This is a genomic window from Streptomyces sp. NPDC002896 (assembly GCF_040295225.1).
Taxonomy (GTDB): domain Bacteria; phylum Actinomycetota; class Actinomycetes; order Streptomycetales; family Streptomycetaceae; genus Streptomyces.
Window position 1 is genome coordinate 13,868 of sequence record NZ_JBEOVA010000004.1, and the last position, 19,933, is coordinate 33,800.

At 71.0% G+C, this 19,933-nt stretch carries 13 protein-coding genes; 9 read left to right on the top strand and 4 right to left on the bottom strand.

The annotated features are described in order from the left end of the window. Nucleotides 1–75: 75 nt before the first annotated feature. Complete coding sequence (locus ABT009_RS07140; protein ID WP_351290496.1) at nucleotides 76–870, bottom strand: metal-dependent hydrolase; 795 nt, start codon at nucleotides 868–870, stop codon at nucleotides 76–78. Between the two features lie 145 nt (nucleotides 871–1,015). On the opposite strand from ABT009_RS07140, the gene ABT009_RS07145 reads away from it, so the two are divergent. Together ABT009_RS07145 and ABT009_RS07150 are read left to right on the top strand one after the other, a co-directional pair. Further along, entirely contained in the window at nucleotides 1,016–3,529 is a 2,514-nt protein-coding gene (locus tag ABT009_RS07145; protein WP_351290498.1) for a DEAD/DEAH box helicase, read from the top strand. A 77-nt stretch (nucleotides 3,530–3,606) separates the two neighbouring features. After that, nucleotides 3,607–4,476 carry an acyl-CoA thioesterase gene (locus ABT009_RS07150; RefSeq protein ID WP_351290500.1) on the top strand — a complete coding sequence of 290 codons (870 nt, stop codon included), beginning with the start codon at nucleotides 3,607–3,609 and terminating at the stop codon, nucleotides 4,474–4,476. A gap of 65 nt (nucleotides 4,477–4,541) precedes the next feature. Here the strand turns inward: ABT009_RS07150 and ABT009_RS07155 are convergent, their stop codons facing one another. Continuing rightward, nucleotides 4,542–5,306, bottom strand: a complete 765-nt coding sequence (locus ABT009_RS07155; RefSeq protein WP_351290502.1) for a sugar isomerase domain-containing protein — start codon at nucleotides 5,304–5,306, stop codon at nucleotides 4,542–4,544. A 177-nt stretch (nucleotides 5,307–5,483) separates the two neighbouring features. On the opposite strand from ABT009_RS07155, the gene ABT009_RS07160 reads away from it, so the two are divergent. The 6 genes from ABT009_RS07160 to ABT009_RS07185 all read left to right on the top strand — a co-directional run bounded on the left by ABT009_RS07160 (nucleotide 5,484) and on the right by ABT009_RS07185 (nucleotide 14,929). Beyond that, a complete protein-coding gene (locus ABT009_RS07160; protein WP_351290504.1) occupies nucleotides 5,484–6,368 on the top strand; it encodes a MurR/RpiR family transcriptional regulator in 885 nt (294 codons plus the stop codon). Between the two features lie 230 nt (nucleotides 6,369–6,598). Beyond that, nucleotides 6,599–10,882 (top strand): glycoside hydrolase family 38 N-terminal domain-containing protein, encoded by a 4,284-nt coding sequence (locus ABT009_RS07165; RefSeq protein ID WP_351290506.1) that lies wholly within the window; start codon nucleotides 6,599–6,601, stop codon nucleotides 10,880–10,882. Further along, nucleotides 10,879–11,505: a peptidyl-prolyl cis-trans isomerase gene (locus ABT009_RS07170; protein WP_351290508.1), complete on the top strand. Its 627-nt coding sequence runs from the start codon at nucleotides 10,879–10,881 to the stop codon at nucleotides 11,503–11,505. The genes ABT009_RS07165 and ABT009_RS07170 overlap by 4 nt, the downstream gene beginning before the upstream one ends. 144 nt (nucleotides 11,506–11,649) lie before the next feature. After that, nucleotides 11,650–13,029 carry an extracellular solute-binding protein gene (locus ABT009_RS07175; protein ID WP_351290510.1) on the top strand — a complete coding sequence of 460 codons (1,380 nt, stop codon included), beginning with the start codon at nucleotides 11,650–11,652 and terminating at the stop codon, nucleotides 13,027–13,029. Further along, nucleotides 13,029–14,054, top strand: coding sequence for a carbohydrate ABC transporter permease (locus tag ABT009_RS07180; RefSeq protein ID WP_351291296.1), 1,026 nt, complete (start codon nucleotides 13,029–13,031; stop codon nucleotides 14,052–14,054). The genes ABT009_RS07175 and ABT009_RS07180 overlap by 1 nt, the downstream gene beginning before the upstream one ends. Further along, on the top strand, nucleotides 14,051–14,929 hold the full coding sequence (locus tag ABT009_RS07185; protein ID WP_351290512.1) for a carbohydrate ABC transporter permease: 879 nt from the start codon (nucleotides 14,051–14,053) through the stop codon (nucleotides 14,927–14,929). Before ABT009_RS07180 ends, ABT009_RS07185 begins: the two co-directional genes overlap by 4 nt. Nucleotides 14,930–14,990: 61 nt before the next feature. Here ABT009_RS07185 and ABT009_RS07190 read toward each other — a convergent pair whose 3' ends face one another. Further along, nucleotides 14,991–17,270: a glycoside hydrolase family 3 N-terminal domain-containing protein gene (locus ABT009_RS07190; RefSeq protein WP_351291298.1), complete on the bottom strand. Its 2,280-nt coding sequence runs from the start codon at nucleotides 17,268–17,270 to the stop codon at nucleotides 14,991–14,993. Nucleotides 17,271–17,475: 205 nt separating this feature from the next. Further along, entirely contained in the window at nucleotides 17,476–18,507 is a 1,032-nt protein-coding gene (locus tag ABT009_RS07195) for an N-acetylglucosamine kinase (RefSeq protein ID WP_351290514.1), read from the bottom strand. Nucleotides 18,508–18,515: 8 nt separating this feature from the next. On the opposite strand from ABT009_RS07195, the gene ABT009_RS07200 reads away from it, so the two are divergent. Next, nucleotides 18,516–19,919 carry a glycoside hydrolase 5 family protein gene (locus tag ABT009_RS07200; protein ID WP_351290516.1) on the top strand — a complete coding sequence of 468 codons (1,404 nt, stop codon included), beginning with the start codon at nucleotides 18,516–18,518 and terminating at the stop codon, nucleotides 19,917–19,919. Nucleotides 19,920–19,933 lie beyond the last annotated feature (14 nt).

The window sequence follows — 19,933 nt, forward strand, 5'->3', positions numbered from 1 at the left end:
CAGACGAACGAGACCGCGGCCCGGCCGGTCGGGCTGCGGTCTCGTTCGGATGACTGAGGTTTACGTCGAGCTGACTCAGATGACGTTCAGCGCGGCCGCGCAGCCCACTCCGCCGAGCACCATGAACGCCGGCATGAGCACCCTCAGCTCGACCCAGCTGCCCGCGCGGAACCGCATCGGTCCGGGCGGGCCCACCGGGTACCAGCGCTTGCGGCCTATGGGTATCGGCCACAGGATCGGGCAGCCGGAAACCGTCAGGGCGTCCCCGATGTCGTGCACCAGCGCGCCCAGCACGATCGGCAGGCCCAGCCACAGGTACTCCTGGCCCGGCGCGGTGAACAGCCAGTCCGCGCCGTTGCCCGGCTTGTCCAGGACTCCGGCGAGGATCCAGGCGCTGGTCGCCGCGAGCAGCCATACCAGCACATCGGCGCTCGAACCCCGGGTGGCCCGCCACAGCAGGCCCTCGATGGCCAGCACCAGGTGCACGAAGAGGATCACGAGGACCGCCCAGCGGCCTCCCGTGATCGCCAGGGCCGAGGTGCCTCCGCCTATCAGCACCGCCCACAGCCAGGTGTGCGTCAGCGTGCGGTGCCCGCCGGAGCGACGGGGGTCGCCCGGCTTCCGCGTCCCCTTGTAGACGGCGTACGACAGCTTGTCGACGATCTCGCACAACCACCGCGAGAGGGGGCCGAAGGCCCGCGAAATGGTGGCCGCCTTGTGATCCAGATCGGGCGCGAGCGCGGCGCCCGCGCAGATCAGCGCTCCGGCGAGCAGGACCGGCCAGGGCATCGTGTGCCCCGCGGCGGCCGCCGCGGCGCCCACCCCCAGCCAGGCCGCAGCCCCTGACAGTGAATGTGCCGGTCCCATCATGGCTGCATCCCGCCCCGTTCCTCTTGCCCGCGCGGTGAGTTGTCCGCGCACGCTGACGCATTGTTGGCGCCACAGCGTAGCGTTTGCGATCTTCGTACGAGCGACCGATTCCCGCATCGAGCGGGAAGGCAGGCAAGATGGGGGCGTGACCCTCATCGATCAGCTGCCGCAGACCGCCGACCCCGACGCCCTCTACGAAGCCTTCGAGTCGTGGGCCGGGGAACGCGGCCTCACGCTCTATCCGCACCAGGAAGAGGCGCTGATCGAGGTCGTCTCGGGTGCGAACGTGATCGTGTCCACGCCGACCGGATCCGGCAAGAGCATGATCGCCGCGGGCGCCCACTTCGCGGCTCTCGCGCGCGACGAGGTCACCTTCTACACGGCCCCGATCAAGGCCCTGGTCTCGGAGAAGTTCTTCGAGCTCTGCAAGCTCTTCGGCACGGAGAACGTGGGCATGCTGACCGGCGACGCCTCCGTCAACGCCGACGCGCCTGTGATCTGCTGCACGGCCGAGGTGCTCGCGTCCATAGCGCTGCGCGACGGCAAGGACGCGGACGTCGGCCAGGTCGTGATGGACGAGTTCCACTTCTACGCGGAGGGCGATCGCGGCTGGGCCTGGCAGATCCCCATCCTCGAACTCCCCCAGGCGCAGTTCATCCTGATGTCGGCGACGCTCGGCGACGTCTCGATGTTCGAGAAGGACCTCACGCGCCGCACCGGCCGCCCGACGTCGGTCGTCCGCTCGGCGACCCGTCCCGTCCCGCTCTCGTACGAGTACCGGCTGACGCCCCTCACGGAGACGCTGACCGAGCTGCTCGAGACCAAGCAGGCTCCCGTCTACATCGTGCACTTCACGCAGGCCCAGGCCGTGGAGCGGGCGCAGGCGCTGATGAGCATCAACATGTGCACGCGTGAGGAGAAGGACCAGATCGCCGAGTTGATCGGCAACTTCCGCTTCACCACCAAGTTCGGCCGGAACCTGTCCCGTTATGTACGGCACGGGATCGGCGTGCACCACGCGGGCATGCTGCCGAAATACCGGCGCCTTGTGGAGAAGCTGGCGCAGGCAGGTCTGCTGAAGGTCATCTGCGGTACGGACACGCTCGGCGTCGGCGTCAACGTCCCCATTCGCACCGTGCTGTTCACCGCCCTCACCAAGTACGACGGCAGTCGCGTGCGGGTGCTGCGTGCCCGGGAGTTCCACCAGATCGCCGGGCGTGCCGGGCGGGCCGGCTTCGACACCGCGGGCTTCGTCGTGGCCCAGGCGCCCGAGCACGTCATCGACAACGAGAAGGCCCTGGCCAAGGCGGGCGACGACGCGAAGAAGCGCCGCAAGGTCGTCCGCAAGAAGGCCCCCGAGGGGTTCGTCGGCTGGGCGGAGAGCACGTTCGAGAAGCTGATCGCCTCCGAGCCGGAGCCACTGACCTCGCGCTTCCGGGTCACGCACACGATGCTGCTGTCCGTGATCGCCCGGCCGGGCAACGCCTTCAAGGCGATGCGCAGTCTCCTCGAGGACAATCACGAGCCGCGCAAGCAGCAGCTCAGGCACATCCGCCGCGCCATCGCGATCTACCGTTCGCTGCTGGACGGCGGCATCGTCGAGAAGCTCGACCAGCCGGACGCCGAAGGCCGCATCGTGCGCCTGACGGTGGATCTGCAGCAGGACTTCGCGCTCAACCAGCCCCTGTCGACCTTCGCGCTCGCGGCGTTCGAACTCCTCGACCCCGAATCCCCCTCCTACGCCCTCGACATGGTGTCCGTCGTCGAGTCCACGCTCGACGACCCACGACAGATCCTCGCGGCCCAGCAGAACAAGGCGCGTGGCGAGGCCGTGGCCGCGATGAAGGCGGACGGCGTCGAGTACGAGGAGCGCATGGAGCGACTCCAGGACGTCTCGTATCCGAAGCCGCTGGAGGAACTGCTCTTCCAGGCCTACAACACATACCGCAAGAGCCATCCGTGGGTCGGTGACCATCCGCTGTCGCCGAAGTCCGTGATCCGTGACATGTACGAACGGGCACTGTCGTTCACGGAGTTCGTGTCCCTCTACGAGCTCGCGCGGACCGAGGGCATCGTGCTGCGCTATCTCGCAAGCGCCTACAAGACCCTCGACCACACGATCCCGGACGACCTGAAGTCGGAGGACCTCCAGGACCTGGTCGCCTGGCTGGGCGAGATGGTCCGCCAGGTCGACTCCAGCCTCCTCGACGAGTGGGAGCAGCTCGCCAACCCCGAGGAGGTCACGGCCGAGGAGGCCCAGGAGAAGGCCGACCAGGTCAAGCCGGTCACCGCCAACGCGCGAGCGTTCCGCGTGCTCGTGCGCAACGCCATGTTCCGCCGGGTCGAGCTCGCCGCCCTCGACGACGTCGAGGAACTGGGCGAGCTGGACGGGGAGTCCGGCTGGGACGCGGACGCGTGGGGCGAGGCCATGGACAAGTACTGGGACGAGTACGACGACCTCGGCACCGGTCCCGACGCACGCGGGCCCAAACTGCTGATGATCGAGGAGGAACCGGAGAACGGGCTCTGGCGCGTGCGCCAGACCTTCGCCGACCCGAACGGCGATCACGACTGGGGCATCAGCGCCGAGATCGACCTTGCGGCCTCCGACGCGGAGGGCCGCGCCGTCGTCCGCGTCACCGACGTCGGCCAGCTGTAGTCCCGGGCCGCACCGCAGACAGACCCCGGCCGGAGTGCGAGCGCACCTCCGCTGTCAAGCACAGGAGACAACACCCCATGACGAACCCAGCGGAGCGGCTCGTCGATCTGCTCGACCTGGAACAGATCGAGGTCAACATATTCCGCGGCCTCAGCCCGGAGGAGTCCCTTCAGCGCGTCTTCGGCGGCCAGGTCGCCGGCCAGGCCCTGGTCGCGGCGGGCCGCACCACGGACGGCGACCGCCCGGTGCACTCGCTGCACGCGTACTTCCTGCGCCCGGGCCGCCCCGGCGTGCCGATCGTGTACCAGGTCGAACGGGTCCGTGACGGGCGTTCCTTCACCACCCGCCGGGTCACCGCCGTGCAGCAGGGCCGCACGATCTTCAATCTGACGGCCTCCTTCCACAAGCCCGAGGAAGGCAGCTTCGAACACCAGCTGCCGCCGGCCCGCAAGGTTCCCGACCCCGAGTCGCTGCCGCCGCTCGCCGACGAGATCCGCAGCCATCTGGGTGCACTGCCGGAGTCCCTGGAGCGCATGGCCAGGCGGCAGCCCTTCGACATCCGCTACGTGGACCGGCTGCGCTGGACCCCCGAGGAGGTCGAGCAGGCCGAACCGCGCAGCGCCGTGTGGATGCGCGCCGTCAGCCCGCTGGGCGACGACCCGCTCGTCCACACCTGCGCACTCACGTACGCGAGCGACATGACGCTCCTCGACGCCGTCCGGCTCCCCGTGGAGCCGCTGTGGGGTCAGCGCAGCTTCGACATGGCGTCGCTGGACCACGCCATGTGGTTCCACCGCCCGTTCCGCGCCGACGAGTGGTTCCTGTACGACCAGGAGTCCCCGATCGCGACGGGCGGCCGCGGCCTCGCCCGGGGCCGCATCTACAACCTCGATGGCCAGCTGATCGTGTCCGTCGTGCAGGAGGGGCTGTTCCGGAAGTTGGGCTGACCTGGTGGTGGAGTGACGACGAAGGCCGGGGCCCGGCTCGGGCCGCGGCCACAGTCGATTGCGGCTCAGCTCGCGGGACGGCGGATCCGTCCGGCGTACCGCTTCTCCAGGTCCAGGTTGCTCTCGAAGCCGCCGGGCACGTTGGCCGACACGTAGACAGGCGGGCGTTCGCCGGAGGCGAGGAGGAGGGAGGCCGTCTCGGCGACCGTCATCTGAACCAGCATCACGCCGGTGAGCGTGGACAGGGCGCAGACCGAGCCGCCGCCGGGGAGTTCGAGGAGGGCGTCACCACGTGGTGCCGCGTTGTCCAGGACGACGTCGGCGAGGTCGGCGAGCTTCTTGCCGCTCGGGTGGGCGGCGGGAACGGCCCGGGTGTGGGCCAGCGAGGTGATGGCCAGGACGCTGTGACCGTGTTCCTTGGCGTGCAGGGCCATCTCCACGATCACGTTGTTGACGCCGGAGTTGGAGATGACGACGAACAGGTCCTGTGGGCTCGGTGCGGCAAGGTCGTAGAGCCGGGCGGCCACCCCGGACTCTCGCTCCAGGAGGGGGTCGTCGAGGACGCTCGGCTCGTCGCCGCCGTAGAGGACGAGGTCGGCGATGCTCAGCCGGTTGGTGGGCACCAACCCCCCTGCCCGGCCCGCGAGTTCGAGAACGATGGCCTGGGAGTGGCCGGTACCGAAGGCCTGGATGACGCCGTCCGACCGCACACACTGCGCGATCAGTTCGGCGGCGTGGACGACCTCGTCGCGGGCGGACTCGGTGATGCGGTCGAGGACGGCCAGGCTCTCACGCGCGAAACCCTTGGCGCTCGGGGACTCTGCGGTCACGCGACACTCCCTACTGTGGACCTGGTGGGCTATTGGTGGATTGAACCACCTCATGCGACTCCATCAGTGAATCAATAAATCACACATTCGCTGCGCCGGGCAACGAGCGGGCGTTGCCCTCTCCTTCGGTCCTGGTATTCAGATCGTGGTGCGAACGGTGGCTGATACCTTCTCCCCATGCCCCCGACGGACGTCACCACCCTGGTCCGGACCGAGCTGCCCCGCCTGGCCGGCTCCCTGCGGAAGGTCGGCGAGCTGATCCTGGAGGATCCGGCCGCCGTCACCCACTGCTCGGCCGCCGAGCTGGGCCGCCGCACCGGCACCTCCCAGGCCACGGTGACCCGCTTCTGCCGCGCCATCGGCCTCGACTCCTACCAGCACCTTCTGATCGAACTGGCCCAGGAGCGCGGCCGCGGCGAGGTCTCCGACTGGGGCACCGCCGAGATCGGCCCCGACATCTCCCCCGACGACAGCCTCGAGCGGGTCGTCCAGGTCGTCGGCACCGCCGACCTGCGCGCGGTGCAGCAGACCATCGACCGGATCGACCTCGACGCCGTGGAACGCGCGGCCCAGGCCATAGCCCGCGCCCGGCGCGTCGACGTCTACGGCGTCGGCGGCAGCGGCGCGGTGGCCCAGGAGACGGACACCCGGCTCTTCCGTATCGGCTGCGCGGTCCGCGGGTGGACCGAGGTGCACGCCGCCGCCACCTCCGCGGCCCTGCTCACCCCGGCCGACGTGGCGATCGGCATCTCCCACTCCGGGGCGACCCGGGAGACCCTCGAGCCGGTCGAGCTCGCCAAGGAGCGCGGGGCCACCACCGTGGCGATCACCGCGGACCCGCGCTCGCCGCTCGCCAGGGCCGCGGACATCCGCCTCCTGTCCTCCTCGTCGGAGACCAGCTTCCGCACCGGCAGCATCGGCGCCCGGCACTCCGTGCTGGTGCTCATCGACTGCCTGTACGTCCGGGTCGCCCAGCTGTCCTACCAGCGCGCGAGCGCCTCGCTGGCACTGACCGACCACATCGCGGGGCAGCACGCGGTGAAGTCCCGCCGCAGTCGCTGAGGTCCCGCACCACACGGTTTCCGCGCACGCAAAGCCGCCCCGGCGCCCGGCCAGGGCGGCTTTTCGCATGTCCCTCGCGCATGCCGCAACGAGCACGTCGTGCACAGCGCCAACAAGCCCGGCACAGCCGTAGATGCATGGATGAACCACCGAGGAAACATCCAGATGGTTGTTTGAACCATCCCTGTGGTGCCACGATGGGGCCCCGCCGAGCCCCTCGTAGGAGACCCATGCGCGTCACCTCTGTCGAGTCGACCGAGCTCTTCGTCGGTACCGAGGAGCAGCTGCACCAGGTGGTGGTCGCCGAGATCAGCCACATCCCTGGCCGGACGGCCCGCATCACCGTCGAGGGTCCGGGCGTCCGCTGTGCCGGTGAGACCCTCGCCACCGCCGGCGACGACGGCACCGTACGCGCCGAGATACCCGTGACGAGCGACCTCGCCCCCGGCGAGGGCACTCACGTCACCGTCACCGCCCAGGACGCCAACAACCCGGCCGGAGTGGCCCGGCGGACCGCCGCGTTCACGGCGGCCGAGCCGGGCTGGACGATGTTCATGGTCAGCCACTTCCACTACGACCCCGTGTGGTGGAACACCCAGGCCGCGTACACGGAGACCTGGGACGTCGCCGACGACCCGGCCGCCACCGGGCTGCCGGCCCGCACCTTCGACTCGCGCGGCCAGTCCGGCATGAGCCTCGTGCGCGCCCACTGCGACCTGGCACGCCGCGACCCGGCGTACACCTTCGTGCTCGCGGAGGTCGACTATCTCAAGCCGTACTGGGACGCCTTCCCGGAGGAGCGCGCGTTCCTGCGCGAGCTGATCCGCACCGGCCGCGTCGAGATCATGGGCGGCACCTACAACGAGCCCAACACCAACCTCACCGGCGCCGAGGCCACCGTGCGCAACGCCCTGTACGGCGACGGCTTCCAGCGCCGGATCATGGGGGCCTCGCCGGAAACCGCCTGGCAGCTGGACGCCTTCGGGCACGATCCGCAGTTCCCCGGGCTGATGGCGGACGCGGGGGTCAGCTCCAGTTCGTGGGCGCGCGGGCCGTTCCACCAGTGGGGACCGACGCTGTCCGTGTTCGGCGAGGAGCCCAGGGACCCCACGCGGATGCAGTTCCCGGCCGAGTTCAGCTGGATCGCGCCCTCGGGGCGCGGACTGCTGACCGCGTACATGGTCAACCACTACGGCGCGGGCTGGGCCATCGACAACGCGCCCACGCTGCCCGAGGCGGAGGCGGCGGCGTTCAAGCTGTTCAAGGGGCTCAAGCAGGTGGCGCTCACCCGCAACGTGCTGCTCCCGGTCGGCGGGGACTACGCGCCGCCGTGCCGCTGGGTGATGGACATCCACCGCGACTGGAACGCCCGTTACGTGTGGCCGCGGTTCATCAGCGCGGTCCCGAGGGACTTCTTCGCCGCCGTGCGCGCGCAGTTGGCGGCCGAAGGGCGCAAGGCCTCGCCGCAGACGCGGGACATGAACCCCGTCTACACCGGCAAGGACGTCTCCTACATCGACACCAAGCAGGCCCAGCGGTACGGCGAGACGCTGCTCGCCGACGCCGAGGCCTGGGCGACACTGGCCTCGCTGGTCACGGGACATCCGTATCCGGACGCGGCCCTCGACAAGGCCTGGCGGCAGCTGATCTACGGCGCCCACCACGACGCCATCACCGGCTCCGAGTCGGACCAGGTCTACATCGACCTGCTCACCGGCTGGCGGGAGCTGTACGACCTCGCCGAGGCCGTCCACGCCGACGCGACCCAGGCCCTCGCCGACCGTGTGACCCCGCTGCCCGGCGGCGGCACCGACCTCGTCGTCTTCAACTCCGCCACCTGGGACCGCCGGGACGTGCTCACCGTCGACGATCCGGGGGACCTCGTCCCGCTCGACGACAGCACCGGCCGCCCGCTGCCCGCCGTGCGCGAGGACGGCGAACTCCGCGTCGTCGTACCGGACGTGCCCGGCATGGGGCTCAGGACGCTCCCGGTCGCCGAGGGTTCTGTGCCCGAGTGGTCCAAGGGCGAAGGCACCACCATCCGCAACGAGTTCTACGAGGTGACGGTCGACTCTGCGCGTGGCGGCGCGGTGAGCAGTCTGCGCGGGCTGGCAGAGGGCGGCCGGGAGCTGCTGCGCCACGGCGACATCGGCAATGAGCTGGTCGTACAGGAGGAGTACCCCAGACACCCGCGCTTCGGTGAGGGCCCCTGGCATCTCACCCCGACCGGCACCACCGCCGCCCGCAGCCGGGACGTCCGGGCCGACATCGATGTCGAGAGCTCCCCCGCGGGGTCCCGGATCACTGTCCGCGGCGACCTCGGCCTCTTTCGCTACACGCAGCGGCTGACCCTGTGGAAGGGCGTCGACCGCCTGGACGTGTCCACCAGCATCGACGGCTACGACGGTGCCGACCGGCTCATCCGGGTGCGCTGGCCGTCCGACGTGCAAGGCGGGCTGCCGGTGCACGAGGTTGCCGATGCCGTGATCGGGCGCGGGTTCGGGTTCGTGGAGGTGGACAGCGAGCGGTTCCCGTGGACGCTGGACAACCCGGCGAACACGTGGTTCGGACTGGGGTCCACCGCGCGGGTCGCGGTCCACGACGACTCCGGGGCGTTCCTCGGCCACCGTCCGATCGGTGTCGCCGAGCTCGTGTACGCCTCCTGGGACGACGCCGGGGAACTGGGCACCCCGCTCGCGGCCGCCCTCGTCCGCGCGGGCGTCACCGCGACCTCGACCGTCGCCGGCGGCCCCCGCTACGGCGACCTCGAAGTCGACTCCAACCTCCCCGACATCCGCATCGCCGTCGGCGCCCCCGACCGCAACTCCCTGGTCGCCGAGGCGCTCGGCTGGGACCCTGCCGCCGGGCGCGAGCTGCGCCGGCAGCTGGCCGAGACCGGCGTGGCGGCCGTCTGGGTCGCGCCGCGCGCCGCACTGCGCGAGGAGTGGGTGCCCGGCGCCGACCTGCGCGACCTGGAACGACTGCCGCTGCTCGTGGTGGCGGGCGGCCGCCCCGAGGACGACGCGAAGGCGGTCGACGCGCTGATCGCCGACCTGGACGGGACGGCGACCATGCGGGTCACGGCAGCGGGCGGCGGTGAGGCCCTTCCGCCGGGCGACGCCTGGGACGGGCGCAGCTTCGCCGTGCTCAACCGCGGCACGCCCGGCTGCGTGGTCACCGCCTCCGGCGACCTCTACATGTCCCTGATGCGCTCCTGCACCGGCTGGCCGTCCGGCATCTGGGTCGACCCGCCGCGCCGTACGGCCCCCGACGGCTCGGCCTTCCAACTCCAGCGCTGGTCCCATACGTTCGAGTACGCCGTCGTCGCGGGCACGGGCGACTGGCGGGAGTTGCGGCTGCCTCAGGCCGGGCATGCGTTCAACCACCCGCTCACCGCACGGCTCAGACAGTCGTCGCAGGACCAGGACGCCGTCCTGCCGAGGAGGGCGACCCTGCTGGCACTCGAGCCCGCGGGCGAGGTGCTGCTCGACGCGCTCAAGCCGGCCGGCTCACCGCTCGCCCGGGGAAGCGGGGCACCGGCGGATCCCGGGTGCCAAGTCGCCGTCCGGATGCACGAAGTGAACGGACGGCCGGTGCGGGCGCGCGTGCACGGGCCGCGGAAGTGGACGGAGGGCGCCCGCGCCGACGTACTGGAGACGCCTGGGGAGCCCCTCACCCCCGACGAGGACGGCGGACTCAGCCTTGACCTCACCGGCTTCGAGGTGGCCACCCTCCTCGCCGAACCCGACGACGGCCCAAGCGCGCCGGGCCCCGGCATCGCCGCCCACGAGCCCGCGCAGCCGGTCCACACCCGCTATTGGCTCCACAACTCCGGCCCTGCCCCGCGTGGCAACATGCCCGTCGCGGTGTACGTCTCCCCCACCGCGCTCACTGCCTCCGGCCCCGTCACCGCGACCGTCCGGGTCGGCTCGGAGCTCACCGACGCCCCCGTGTCGGGCACCGTGACCGTCCAGGTGCCGTCCGGCTGGTCCGCCGAGCCCGCCCGGCTCCCGTACGCACTGGGCCCCGGCGGGTTCATGCTCGCCGAGGTCACGGTAACGCCGCCGCCCGACCCGACACCCGGCCGCCACTGGCTCTCGGCCCGCCTGTCGTACGGCGGTCAGGTATACGAGGACGTCGTCGCCCTCGACGTGCCGGGTTCCGTGCCGGACGGCGAGCCGGACGGACGTACCGGACCGACGCTTGTGTCCCGGCTGAGAGTCGAGAAGGTCACCGTGCGCAGGGGCGATCGGGTGCGGGTTCCGGTGACCGTGTGCAACACCACCCGCGGTCCGGTGGCCGGCACGCTGTGGGCCGTGTCGTCCTGGGGCACCTGGCCGGGGGTCTCGCCGGGCTGCCAGGGCTTCACGGTGGGCGCCGGGGAGCGGCTGGAGTGCGGGATCGAGGTGGACGGCGCGGTGGTGCCGCCAGGGTCGTACTGGCTGATGGCGAAGGTCGCCTGGCACGGCTGTGTCGCCTACACGGAGGCGGTCGCGCTGGAGGTGACGCCGTGACGGAGCATGCGGCGTTGGTGCACGGCGAAGCAGTGGCCAGGGAACGGGTCGACGCGCTGCTGGCGGCGGTCCCGGTTCGCGACCGCGAAACCAGACCCGAATCCCTCGCACGCGCCGCACGGCAGCGGAGGCGATGGGCGACCCAGGTGGTCGTCACGGACGAACTCGCCCGCCGCGCCTGCGCCGAACGGGGGCTGGCGCCCCCGGACGAGGTGTCGCCGTCCCGCGTGCTCGCCGTGGCCGCGACCGATGTCGCCGACCTCGGCAGCATCGTCGCGGCGGCGCTCGCCCACTCCCCGGCCGCACGGGCGCTGCTCGCCGACCTGGAGGGCGAGCAGGACGTGCCCGAGGAGGCGGTGCGGGACTACTACGACCGCAACCGCGACTGCTTCCTGACGCGCGAGGCGCTGCGACGCGGTGTCGATCCCTACGGCGGGGCGACAGCGGGGGACTTCCTGCCGTACGAGCACGTCCGCGCGGGCATCGCGAGCGAACTGCGGCGGGCGGCGGCCCAGCGGGCGTTCTTCGACTGGCTCGACCGGGCCCGGACCGGGGTCGTGTACGCCGCCGGGCACGAGCACCCCGGCGATCCGTCACACCCTGACCACGAGCACCGGCACTGATCGGCACGGGAACCGGCAGGTCGGCCGGAACCTAAACGCAACACGGCAACCCATTGACCTCCGATGAATTCTGGTCCACCTTTTCATCAATCGGAGTCCAAGTTGGTGATTTGAACCAGCAGCGACTGGTCGCAGGAGGCAGCTATGCGCTCGAGAAGACTCACCGGATCCCTGACCTGTCTCGTCGTCCTGTCGTTGACGGCCGCGGGCTGCGGCCTGTCGGGCGGTTCCGACGGTTCCGGCGACGGGGACGCCAAGGTGGGCAACTGCAAGGTGGACAAGGGCAACGTCGGCTCCGGCAAGCTCTCCGGCGACGTCAAGGGCAAGATCACCTTCCAGACCACCAACCTGAAGAAAGACTTCGGAGGTTTCTTCAACGGAGTGATCAAGGCCTTCGAGAAGGCCCATCCCGGCACCTCGGTCAAGTGGATCGACGACCCAGGCGACAACACGTTCACCCAGCGCGTCGTCGCCGACGCCCAGGCCTGCACGCTGCCCGACGTCATCAACCTCAACGTCGTCACCGCCAAGTCCCTCACCAAGGCCGGTTACCTGCTGAACCTCGACGAGAAGGACCCCGACGCCGGCAAGCCCTTCGTCCCGGCGTTCTGGAAGTCCAGCACCATGACGGACTCCTCGGGTGCCTCGGTGCACTCCGTGCTGCCCTGGTACACCGGCGGCATCATGCTGAGCTACAACACCGACCTGCTGAAGAAGGCCGGGGTCGACCCGGCCAAGCCGCCGACGACCATCTTCGGTCTGTTCGCCGACTACGAGAAGGTCGCCAAGGCAGGGAAGGGCAAGTTCTACGCGACGGTGGCCAACCCGATCTGGCGGATACCGGCCGACTGGCAGCAGATGGACATCAAGGTGTACTCCTCCGACGGCAAGTCCTTCACCTTCGCCGACGACCCGAAGACCACCGAGTGGGTCGCCTGGATGAAGAAGCTCTACCAGGCGGGAGCGATGCCGAAGGACTCGCTGTCCTCGAACAACGACGCGTCGACGCCGTACTCCCAGGGCAAGATCGCCTATGGCTCGACGAACCCGAGCTATGTGCGCTTCGTGAAGCAGAACAGCCCGTCGATCTACGCCAAGACCGGTGTCGGCCAGTATCCCTTCGACGCCCTCGGCCACACCACCGGCGCCCCGCAGTACATCGCGGCCGCCTCGACCAGCAAGAACGCCCCCACCGCGCTGGCGTTCGCGAAGTTCCTCACCAACGCGCAGAACCAGCTCGCCTGGTGCAAGGACCCCAACGTGGTGATCTTCCCGACGACCTCGGCCTCGCTGGACGACCCGTTCTTCCAGAACGCGACCGGTGACGACCCGTTCGGGCAGGCCCGCAAGTTGGTCGCCGAGCAGCTCAAGACGGCCACCGCCTACGAGATCACCCTCTCGCCGGCCGCGCAGAACGCCATCGTGGCCCAGGTGCAGCTGGCCATGCAGGGCAAGAAGAGCCCCGAACAGGCGGTGAAGGACGCCCAGGCCAAGGCGAACGAGCTGCTGAAGCAGGGCAGCTGATCGTGGCGACACAGACCGCAAAGCCGGTGCCCGTGTCCGGAACGGCGAAGACCACCGCCGCGCCGGGCACGGGCCCTGGCCCGTTCGGGCGGCTGGGCCGGATGCTGCGGCTCGGTCCCTCTCCTGGCGCCAACGGCGCGGCGATATACCGCCGTTGGTGGCTGCCTTGGCTGTGGACCGCACCCGCGATCGGCTGCGCGGTGGTCTTCGGCGTGTACCCCTTCCTCAACACGGTCCTGCTGTCGTTCACCGACGCCAAGCCGCTCGGCGGCGCGGCCGGCTTCGTCGGGTTGTCCAACTACACCCGGATGCTGGACGACTCCGATTTCTGGCTTGCGACCCGCAACAGCCTGCTGTACGCGCTGATCGTGGTGCCGCTGATGGTGCTGCTGCCGCTGCTGCTCGCCGTACTGGTGGAGAAGAAGCTGCCCGGCATCGGGTTCTTCCGGTCCGCCTTCTACACACCGGTGCTCGCCTCCAGCGTGGTCGTGGGCCTGAGCTGGCAGTGGCTGCTGACCGACGACGGCCTCGTCAACACCTGGCTGCAGAAGGCCCATCTGATCAGACAGGCCATCCCGTTCCTGTCCGACTCATGGCTCATCCTGCTGTCCGCGATGGGCCTGACACTGTGGAAGGGGCTCGGCTGGTACATGGTCTTCTACCTCGCCGCGCTCGGGAACGTCCCCCAGGAGCTCCACGAGGCTGCGGCCATGGACGGCGCGGGCGCCGTCCGGCGCTTCTGGCACATCACCGTGCCAGGGGTACGGCAAGCCATGATGCTGGTCGGCACGCTCACCGGCATCGGCTCGCTGCGGGTGTTCACCGAGATCTACATGCTCGGTGGCCCGACCGGTGGCCCCGGCGGCGCCGACCGCACCCTGCCCTTCTACATCCGGGACGTGGGCCTGGACCCGCTGAGCGGCAACGCCGGATACGGATCGGCTGTCAGCGTGGCGCTGTTCGCGATGACTCTGGGCCTGACCCTGCTGGCACAGCGCCTGACGAAGGAGGACGACGAGTCGTGACGACTCTCAACACCGCCGCGGGCCGGGCGCGCCCGCGCTGGCGGGACTACGGCCGCCCCCGGGAACTGGTGGTCCGGTACCTGCTGCTGCTGTTCGTGCTGGCGATCACCGTCGGGCCACTGGTGTGGCAGTTCCTCGCCTCGCTGAAGGGCACCGGCGAGGACGTCTTCGGCGCAGGCGCCTCGCTGCTGCCGCACCATCCGACCCTGCGGGCGTACCGCGAGGTCTTCTCGCAGGTACCGGTGGCCACGTACATCAGGAACAGCCTGATCGTGGTGGTGCTGTCCCTCGTCAGCCAGCTGCTGTTCTCCACCACGGCGGGCTACATGCTCTCCAAGCCGGGCTGGAAGGGCCGCCGGCTGGTGTGGGTGCTGCTGGCCGCCTCGATGATGTTCCCGTTCGAGTCGATCATGGTGTCGCTGTTCCTGGGCATCCGTGACATGGGCCTGGTCGACAACCTGGTCGGCGTGTGGCTGCCCGGGTTCGTCGGTGCGATCAACGTGCTGCTGATGCGCGGTGCGTTCCTCGCGGTGCCGCGCGAGATCGAGGACTCGGCGATGATCGACGGTGCCAACGAGTGGCAGCGCTTCCGGCACCTGTACCTGCCGTCGGCGTACGGGGCCATCTCCGTGGTCGCCATCAACACCTTCATCAGCGCCTGGGACGACTTCCTGTGGCCCCTGATCGTGCTGCGCTCGGAGAACCACTTCACGCTGACTCTGGGCCTGTCGCGGCTGCAGAGCTCCTCGTTCGGCTACGACCAGCGGATGGTCATGGCGGGTGCGGTGATCTCCGTCGTCCCGGTGCTGGTGCTGTTCGTCATCACGCAGCGGTGGTTCTACAAGGGCGTCTCGGCGGGGGCTGTGAAGTTCTGACGGGCGGGCTGCAGGGCGGCCGTCAACCGTCAACCGCCGTCCACCGCCCCTCAACCGCCGCTCAGCCGTCGATCCGCAGCACGACGGGTACGGCGGTGAGGGCAGCCCGCGCCGACTCGGCGATACGGATCTCCAGCGTGCCGGGCAGCACGGCCGTCTCCAGGTCGGCGCCGACCTGTGCGAGTTGGTCGGCGCCGAGGTGGAAGGTGACCACCCGGCGCTCTCCCGGCGCCAGCTCGACGCCCTGGAAGGCACGCAGTTCGAGGGTGCGCGGCCACACGGGGGTCAGCAGGCGGCGGATGTAGAGCTGGGCGACGGTGCGGCCGTGGCGATGCCCCGTGTTGGTGATGTCGACCTCGACGGTGCGCTGAGCCAGGCGCGGCCGGCCGTAGGCGAAACTCGTGTACGACAGCCCGTGCCCGAAGGAGTAGAGCGGCTCGGCGCTGGCGTCCACGTAGGCGCCGTACTCGATGTCCTTGTGGTTGTAGTAGACGGGGAGCTGGGTCGCCGAGCGCGGGACGGAGACGGGGAGGCGGCCGGTCGGTTCCGCGCGGCCGAGGAGGATCTGGGCGATCGCCTCGCCGCCCCAGGGGCCCGGGTACCAGGCCGTGAGCAGCGCGGCGGCGCGGTCCGCCGCCTCGGGCACGGCGTGCGGGCGGCCCTGAATCAGCACGACCACGGTGGGCGTACCGGTGGCGGTGACGCCGTCGAGCAGGGCGTGTTGGGCCGCGCCCAGCCGTAGTCCGGCGAGGTCGGCGCCCTCACCGCAGGTCATCTCGGAGACGGCGGTCAGCGCGGCGCCGTTGGCGGCGAAGTCCGTACCGGGCGTACGGGCGCTGCTGCCGCCCAGCACCAGGACCGCCAGGTCGGAGGCTGCAGCCACGGCGACCGCCTCGGGGATGCCCGAGCGGTCGTCCCCGGTGAGGGCGCAGCCGCGGGCGTGGCGGATGTCGACGTTCTCCGGGGCCAGTCGCCGCAGTCCGTCGAGCACGCTGGAGCCCGTGCCTGGCCTTTGCGGGGCCGTGTAGTCGCCGAGTTGGTGGGCGGTGGTGGCGGCGTGCGGGCCGAGGACAGCGATGCGCGAGACGCCCGGTCGTATGGGCAGGACTCCGCTGTCGTTGTGGAGGAGGGTGACGGCGGCGCGGGCGAGGGCGGTGCTCAGGTCACGTCCGCGGCCCGGGTCCGGCACCGGCCGGCCCACGGTGTACGGCCGGTCCGCGGTGTACGGCCCGTTCGCGGTATACGGCCTGTCCGCGGCGTACGACCGGTCCGCTGCATACGGCTCTTCGAACAGGCCGAGACGGAACTTCAGGCGCAGCACGCGAGCCACGGCGGCGTCGAGGGTCTCCTCGCTCACCAGGCCCCGCTCGACCGCCTCCTGAAGGTGGGTGAAGCCCTCGTCCCACAGGCTCAGGTCGACTCCGGCGTTGAGCGCGAGGACCCCGGCGGAGACCTTGTCGCCGGTGATGCGGGCCAGCCGGTCCACAGCCAGGCCGTCCGCCATCACCAGGCCGGCAAAGCCCCAGCGGCGGCGGAGCAGTTCGTGGAGCAGGGCGCAGTTGCCGGAGCAGGGCAGGCCGTCGACCTCGTTGTACGCGGCCATGACGGCGGCGGCTCCGGCGCGGATCCCGGCGCGGGCGGCGGGCAGGTGGATCTCGTGGAGCTCGCGCTGCCCGAGTTCGGACTCGGCGGAGTTGCGGCCTCCGACGGTGGCGCCCTGGCCCGCGAAGTGCTTGAGGACCACGGGAGCCTTGTCGGCGGCGAAGAGTCCGTCCCCGTCCCTGCTCTGCTCCCCCTGCATACCGCGTACCAGCGCCTCGGTGAGCCGGGCGGCCAGGTGCGGGTCCTCGCCGAAGCACTCCTCGGTGCGGCCCCAGCGCGGGTCGCGGGCGATGTCCAGTGCGGAGACGAGAGCGACATGGCCGCCGCGGGCGCGCAGCTCGGCGGCGGCGTGGGCGGCGGCTCGCTCGTACAGCTCGGGGTCCCAGGTGGCGCCGACGGCCAGATTGACGGGCAGGACGGTGGCGTCGAGTGCCATGTGCCCGTGTGGCACCTCCTCGACGAACAGCGCCGGGATGCCGAGCCGGCTGCGCTCGACGACATGGCGTTGGACGAGGTCGGCGAGGGCCGCGCCGTCCCCCGAGCACGGTCCGGTGGAATGGTCGACGCCCGACCAGGCATCGGCCCGCATCAGCCCGTAGAGGGCACCGAGTCCGGCGAAGCGCTCGGTCTCGGCATACAGGGCCTCGGTGAGTTCGAAGCCGCCGTCGGGGGTGCGGCGGTAGGCGTCCCAGCCGTACATCCGCTGGTTGAGCTGTCCGGCCTTCTCCCGCAGGGTCATCCGGGAGAGCAGGTCGCGGACACGGGCGTCCACCGGTGCGTCGGGGTCCCGGTAGAGGGGGCGCTCGTGGTCTGCGCTGCGGCCGGGGTTCTGCTCTCCGCTGCGGTCGGGGGTCTGCTGCTCGGCCTGGGCGGCCGCGTGTTGCGGAGTCGGCATGCGGCCGGTCCCTTTCGTACGTGCACGTCGTTTCGTACGCGCGGGTCGTTCAGATGCTCAGGCGGGCGAGCGCCACAGCACCCTGCGAGCCGTCGGCAACCCAGTCCAGGGTCAGGCCGAGGAGGTGCAGACGGGCGGTGAGGGGTGCGGTCAGCGGGCCGTCCGGGCCGAGCAGGCCTCCGGTGGCGACGACCCGCTCGCCCGGACGTGGCTCCAACGCGCTTACGGTGAGGGCAAGTTGGTCGGCCGCCTCCTCGAGGATCGCCTCGGCGACGGTGTCCTTGTCGTCCCGGGCGGCCTCGGCCACCAGCGGGGCCAGGCTGGCGAGGTGGACCGGGGGCTGCGCCATGACGGCGGGCAGCAAGTGCATGCGGTAGGCCTCGCGCTGCGCGCGGGACCACTCGGGGGCGGCACCTTCAGCGTCGTACGGCAGGGCGTCGCCCGGCAGGCCCAGCGCCCGCCCGACCGAGACGGCCAGCGCTGTCGGCCCGCCGCGCCCGTCCGCCATGCGCAGGGCCGCCCGGACCGCGGCGCGTCCGATCCAGAAGCCGCTGCCGTCGTCGCCGAGTAGCCAGCCGTCGCCGCCCGCGGTCGCCGTGCACACACGCCCGGTGATCCGGGCCGCGACCGCACCGGTTCCGGCCACCAACGCAAGGCCGTCGGTGGGGTGGCCGGGCGCGGAGGCGAACGCCGCCTCGATGTCGCTGCAGATCTCCACCGACGCGGCGGGAATGCCGAGCCGTCGCAGCGCGGCGGAGAGGGCGGAGTGCGCCCTGAGCCGGCCCGGCTCGTCCGCGGCGGTCCGCGAGGCGCCGGCGAATCCGCCCGCCACGGCCACCACTCGGCCGCGCAGCCGTTCCGGCACGGCTTGGGCGACGGCCTCGGCGAGGTGGTCGGTGAGCTGGGGCACCGGGACGGTCAGGGCGTTGCCCGGTCCCGCCGTGCCCTCGCCCCGCGGACGGCCGTCGCGCGCGGACGCCAGGACGGCGCGCGTGCGGGTGCCGCCTGCGTCCAGGCCGACTACGAAGTCCCCGACATCGAGGTCCCCGATGTTGCGATCCTGGTTCAATTCATTGTTCATCAGCGACCATGGTGGTTGATACATTCGCCGGAGACAAGGCCCGACCGGTCACGGCCGTCGCGTGCCGCCGCGCCGTCGCGCACGCGGCTGCGTCCTGGGCGCGAGATCGCGCAGGTTCCGAGGAGGACCCCATCAGCACTCCCCAAGCGTCCACCGCATCCACTGCATCCGCTGCGTCCACTGCGGTTCCGCCCCCGCCGCCGCTCCGCTTCGGCGTCAACTACACACCGCGCCGTGGCTGGTTCCACTCCTGGCACGACTTCGACCCGGCGCACGCCCGTGAGGACCTCGCACAGATAGCCGGACTCGGCCTCGACCACGTCCGGGTCTTCCACCTCTGGCCGCTCCTCCAGCCCAACCGCACCCTCATCCGCACCACCGCAGTCGACCAGCTGGTGCACCTGGTCGACCTGGCGGCCGAGGCCGGTCTCGACGTCCTCGTGGACGGCGTGCAGGGCCACCTGTCCAGCTTCGACTTCTACCCGGAGTGGACCCGCAGCTGGCACCACCGCAACGTGTTCACCGACCCCGAGGCCATCGAGGCGCAGGCGGATCTGCTGCGCACGCTCGGCCGCGCCCTCGCCGGCCGCCCCAACCTCATCGGACTCCAGCTGGGCAACGAGCTCAACAATCTGGTCGAGCACAACCCGGTGACAGTGCAGGAAGTGGACCACTACCTCGACACGCTGCTCGCCGCCGCCCGGGAGGGCCTCGACGGAGGCCGCCTGGTCACGCACTCCGCCTATGACGCCGCGTGGTACGGCGACGACCACCCGTTCACTCCCGAGGCCTCGGCCCGCAAGGGCGACCTGACCACCGTCCACCCGTGGGTGTTCTCGGGCGACTGCGCCCGCCGTTACGGCCCCCGCTCCCCGCAAGTGCTGCATCTCGCGGAGTACGGCGTGGAGCTCGCCAAGGCGTACGCCCACGACCCGGGACGGCCGGTCTGGGTCCAGGAGACCGGAGCGCCCGAGCCGCACATCCCCGCGGCCGACGCCCCGGAGTTCGCCCGCGCGACCCTGCTGAACGCCGCGGGGTGCGTGGGGCTGTGGGGCGTGACCTGGTGGTGCTCCCACGACGTGGACCGCTCCCTGGCCGACTACCCCGAACTCGAGTACACGCTGGGCCTGTTCGACTCCGCCGGCCGCGCCAAGCCGATCGCGGGCGCCCTCGCCGACACCGTCGCGGAACTGCGCGCCAAGCCTTGCTCCGCGCCTCCCCGAAGCACCGCTCTGGTGCTGGAGTGCACGCCGGCCACGCGGTCCGTGTCCGGACCGGGAGGCGGCTTCTTCGAGGCCTGGATGCGGCAGCGCGCGGAGGGCATCCGCCCGGCTGTCGTTCTGGCCGAAAAGGCTGAGGACACCGCCTACCTGACGGCACGCGGTATCGCGGACGTCGTACGAGTGTCCTGACCGCGCGTATGGCG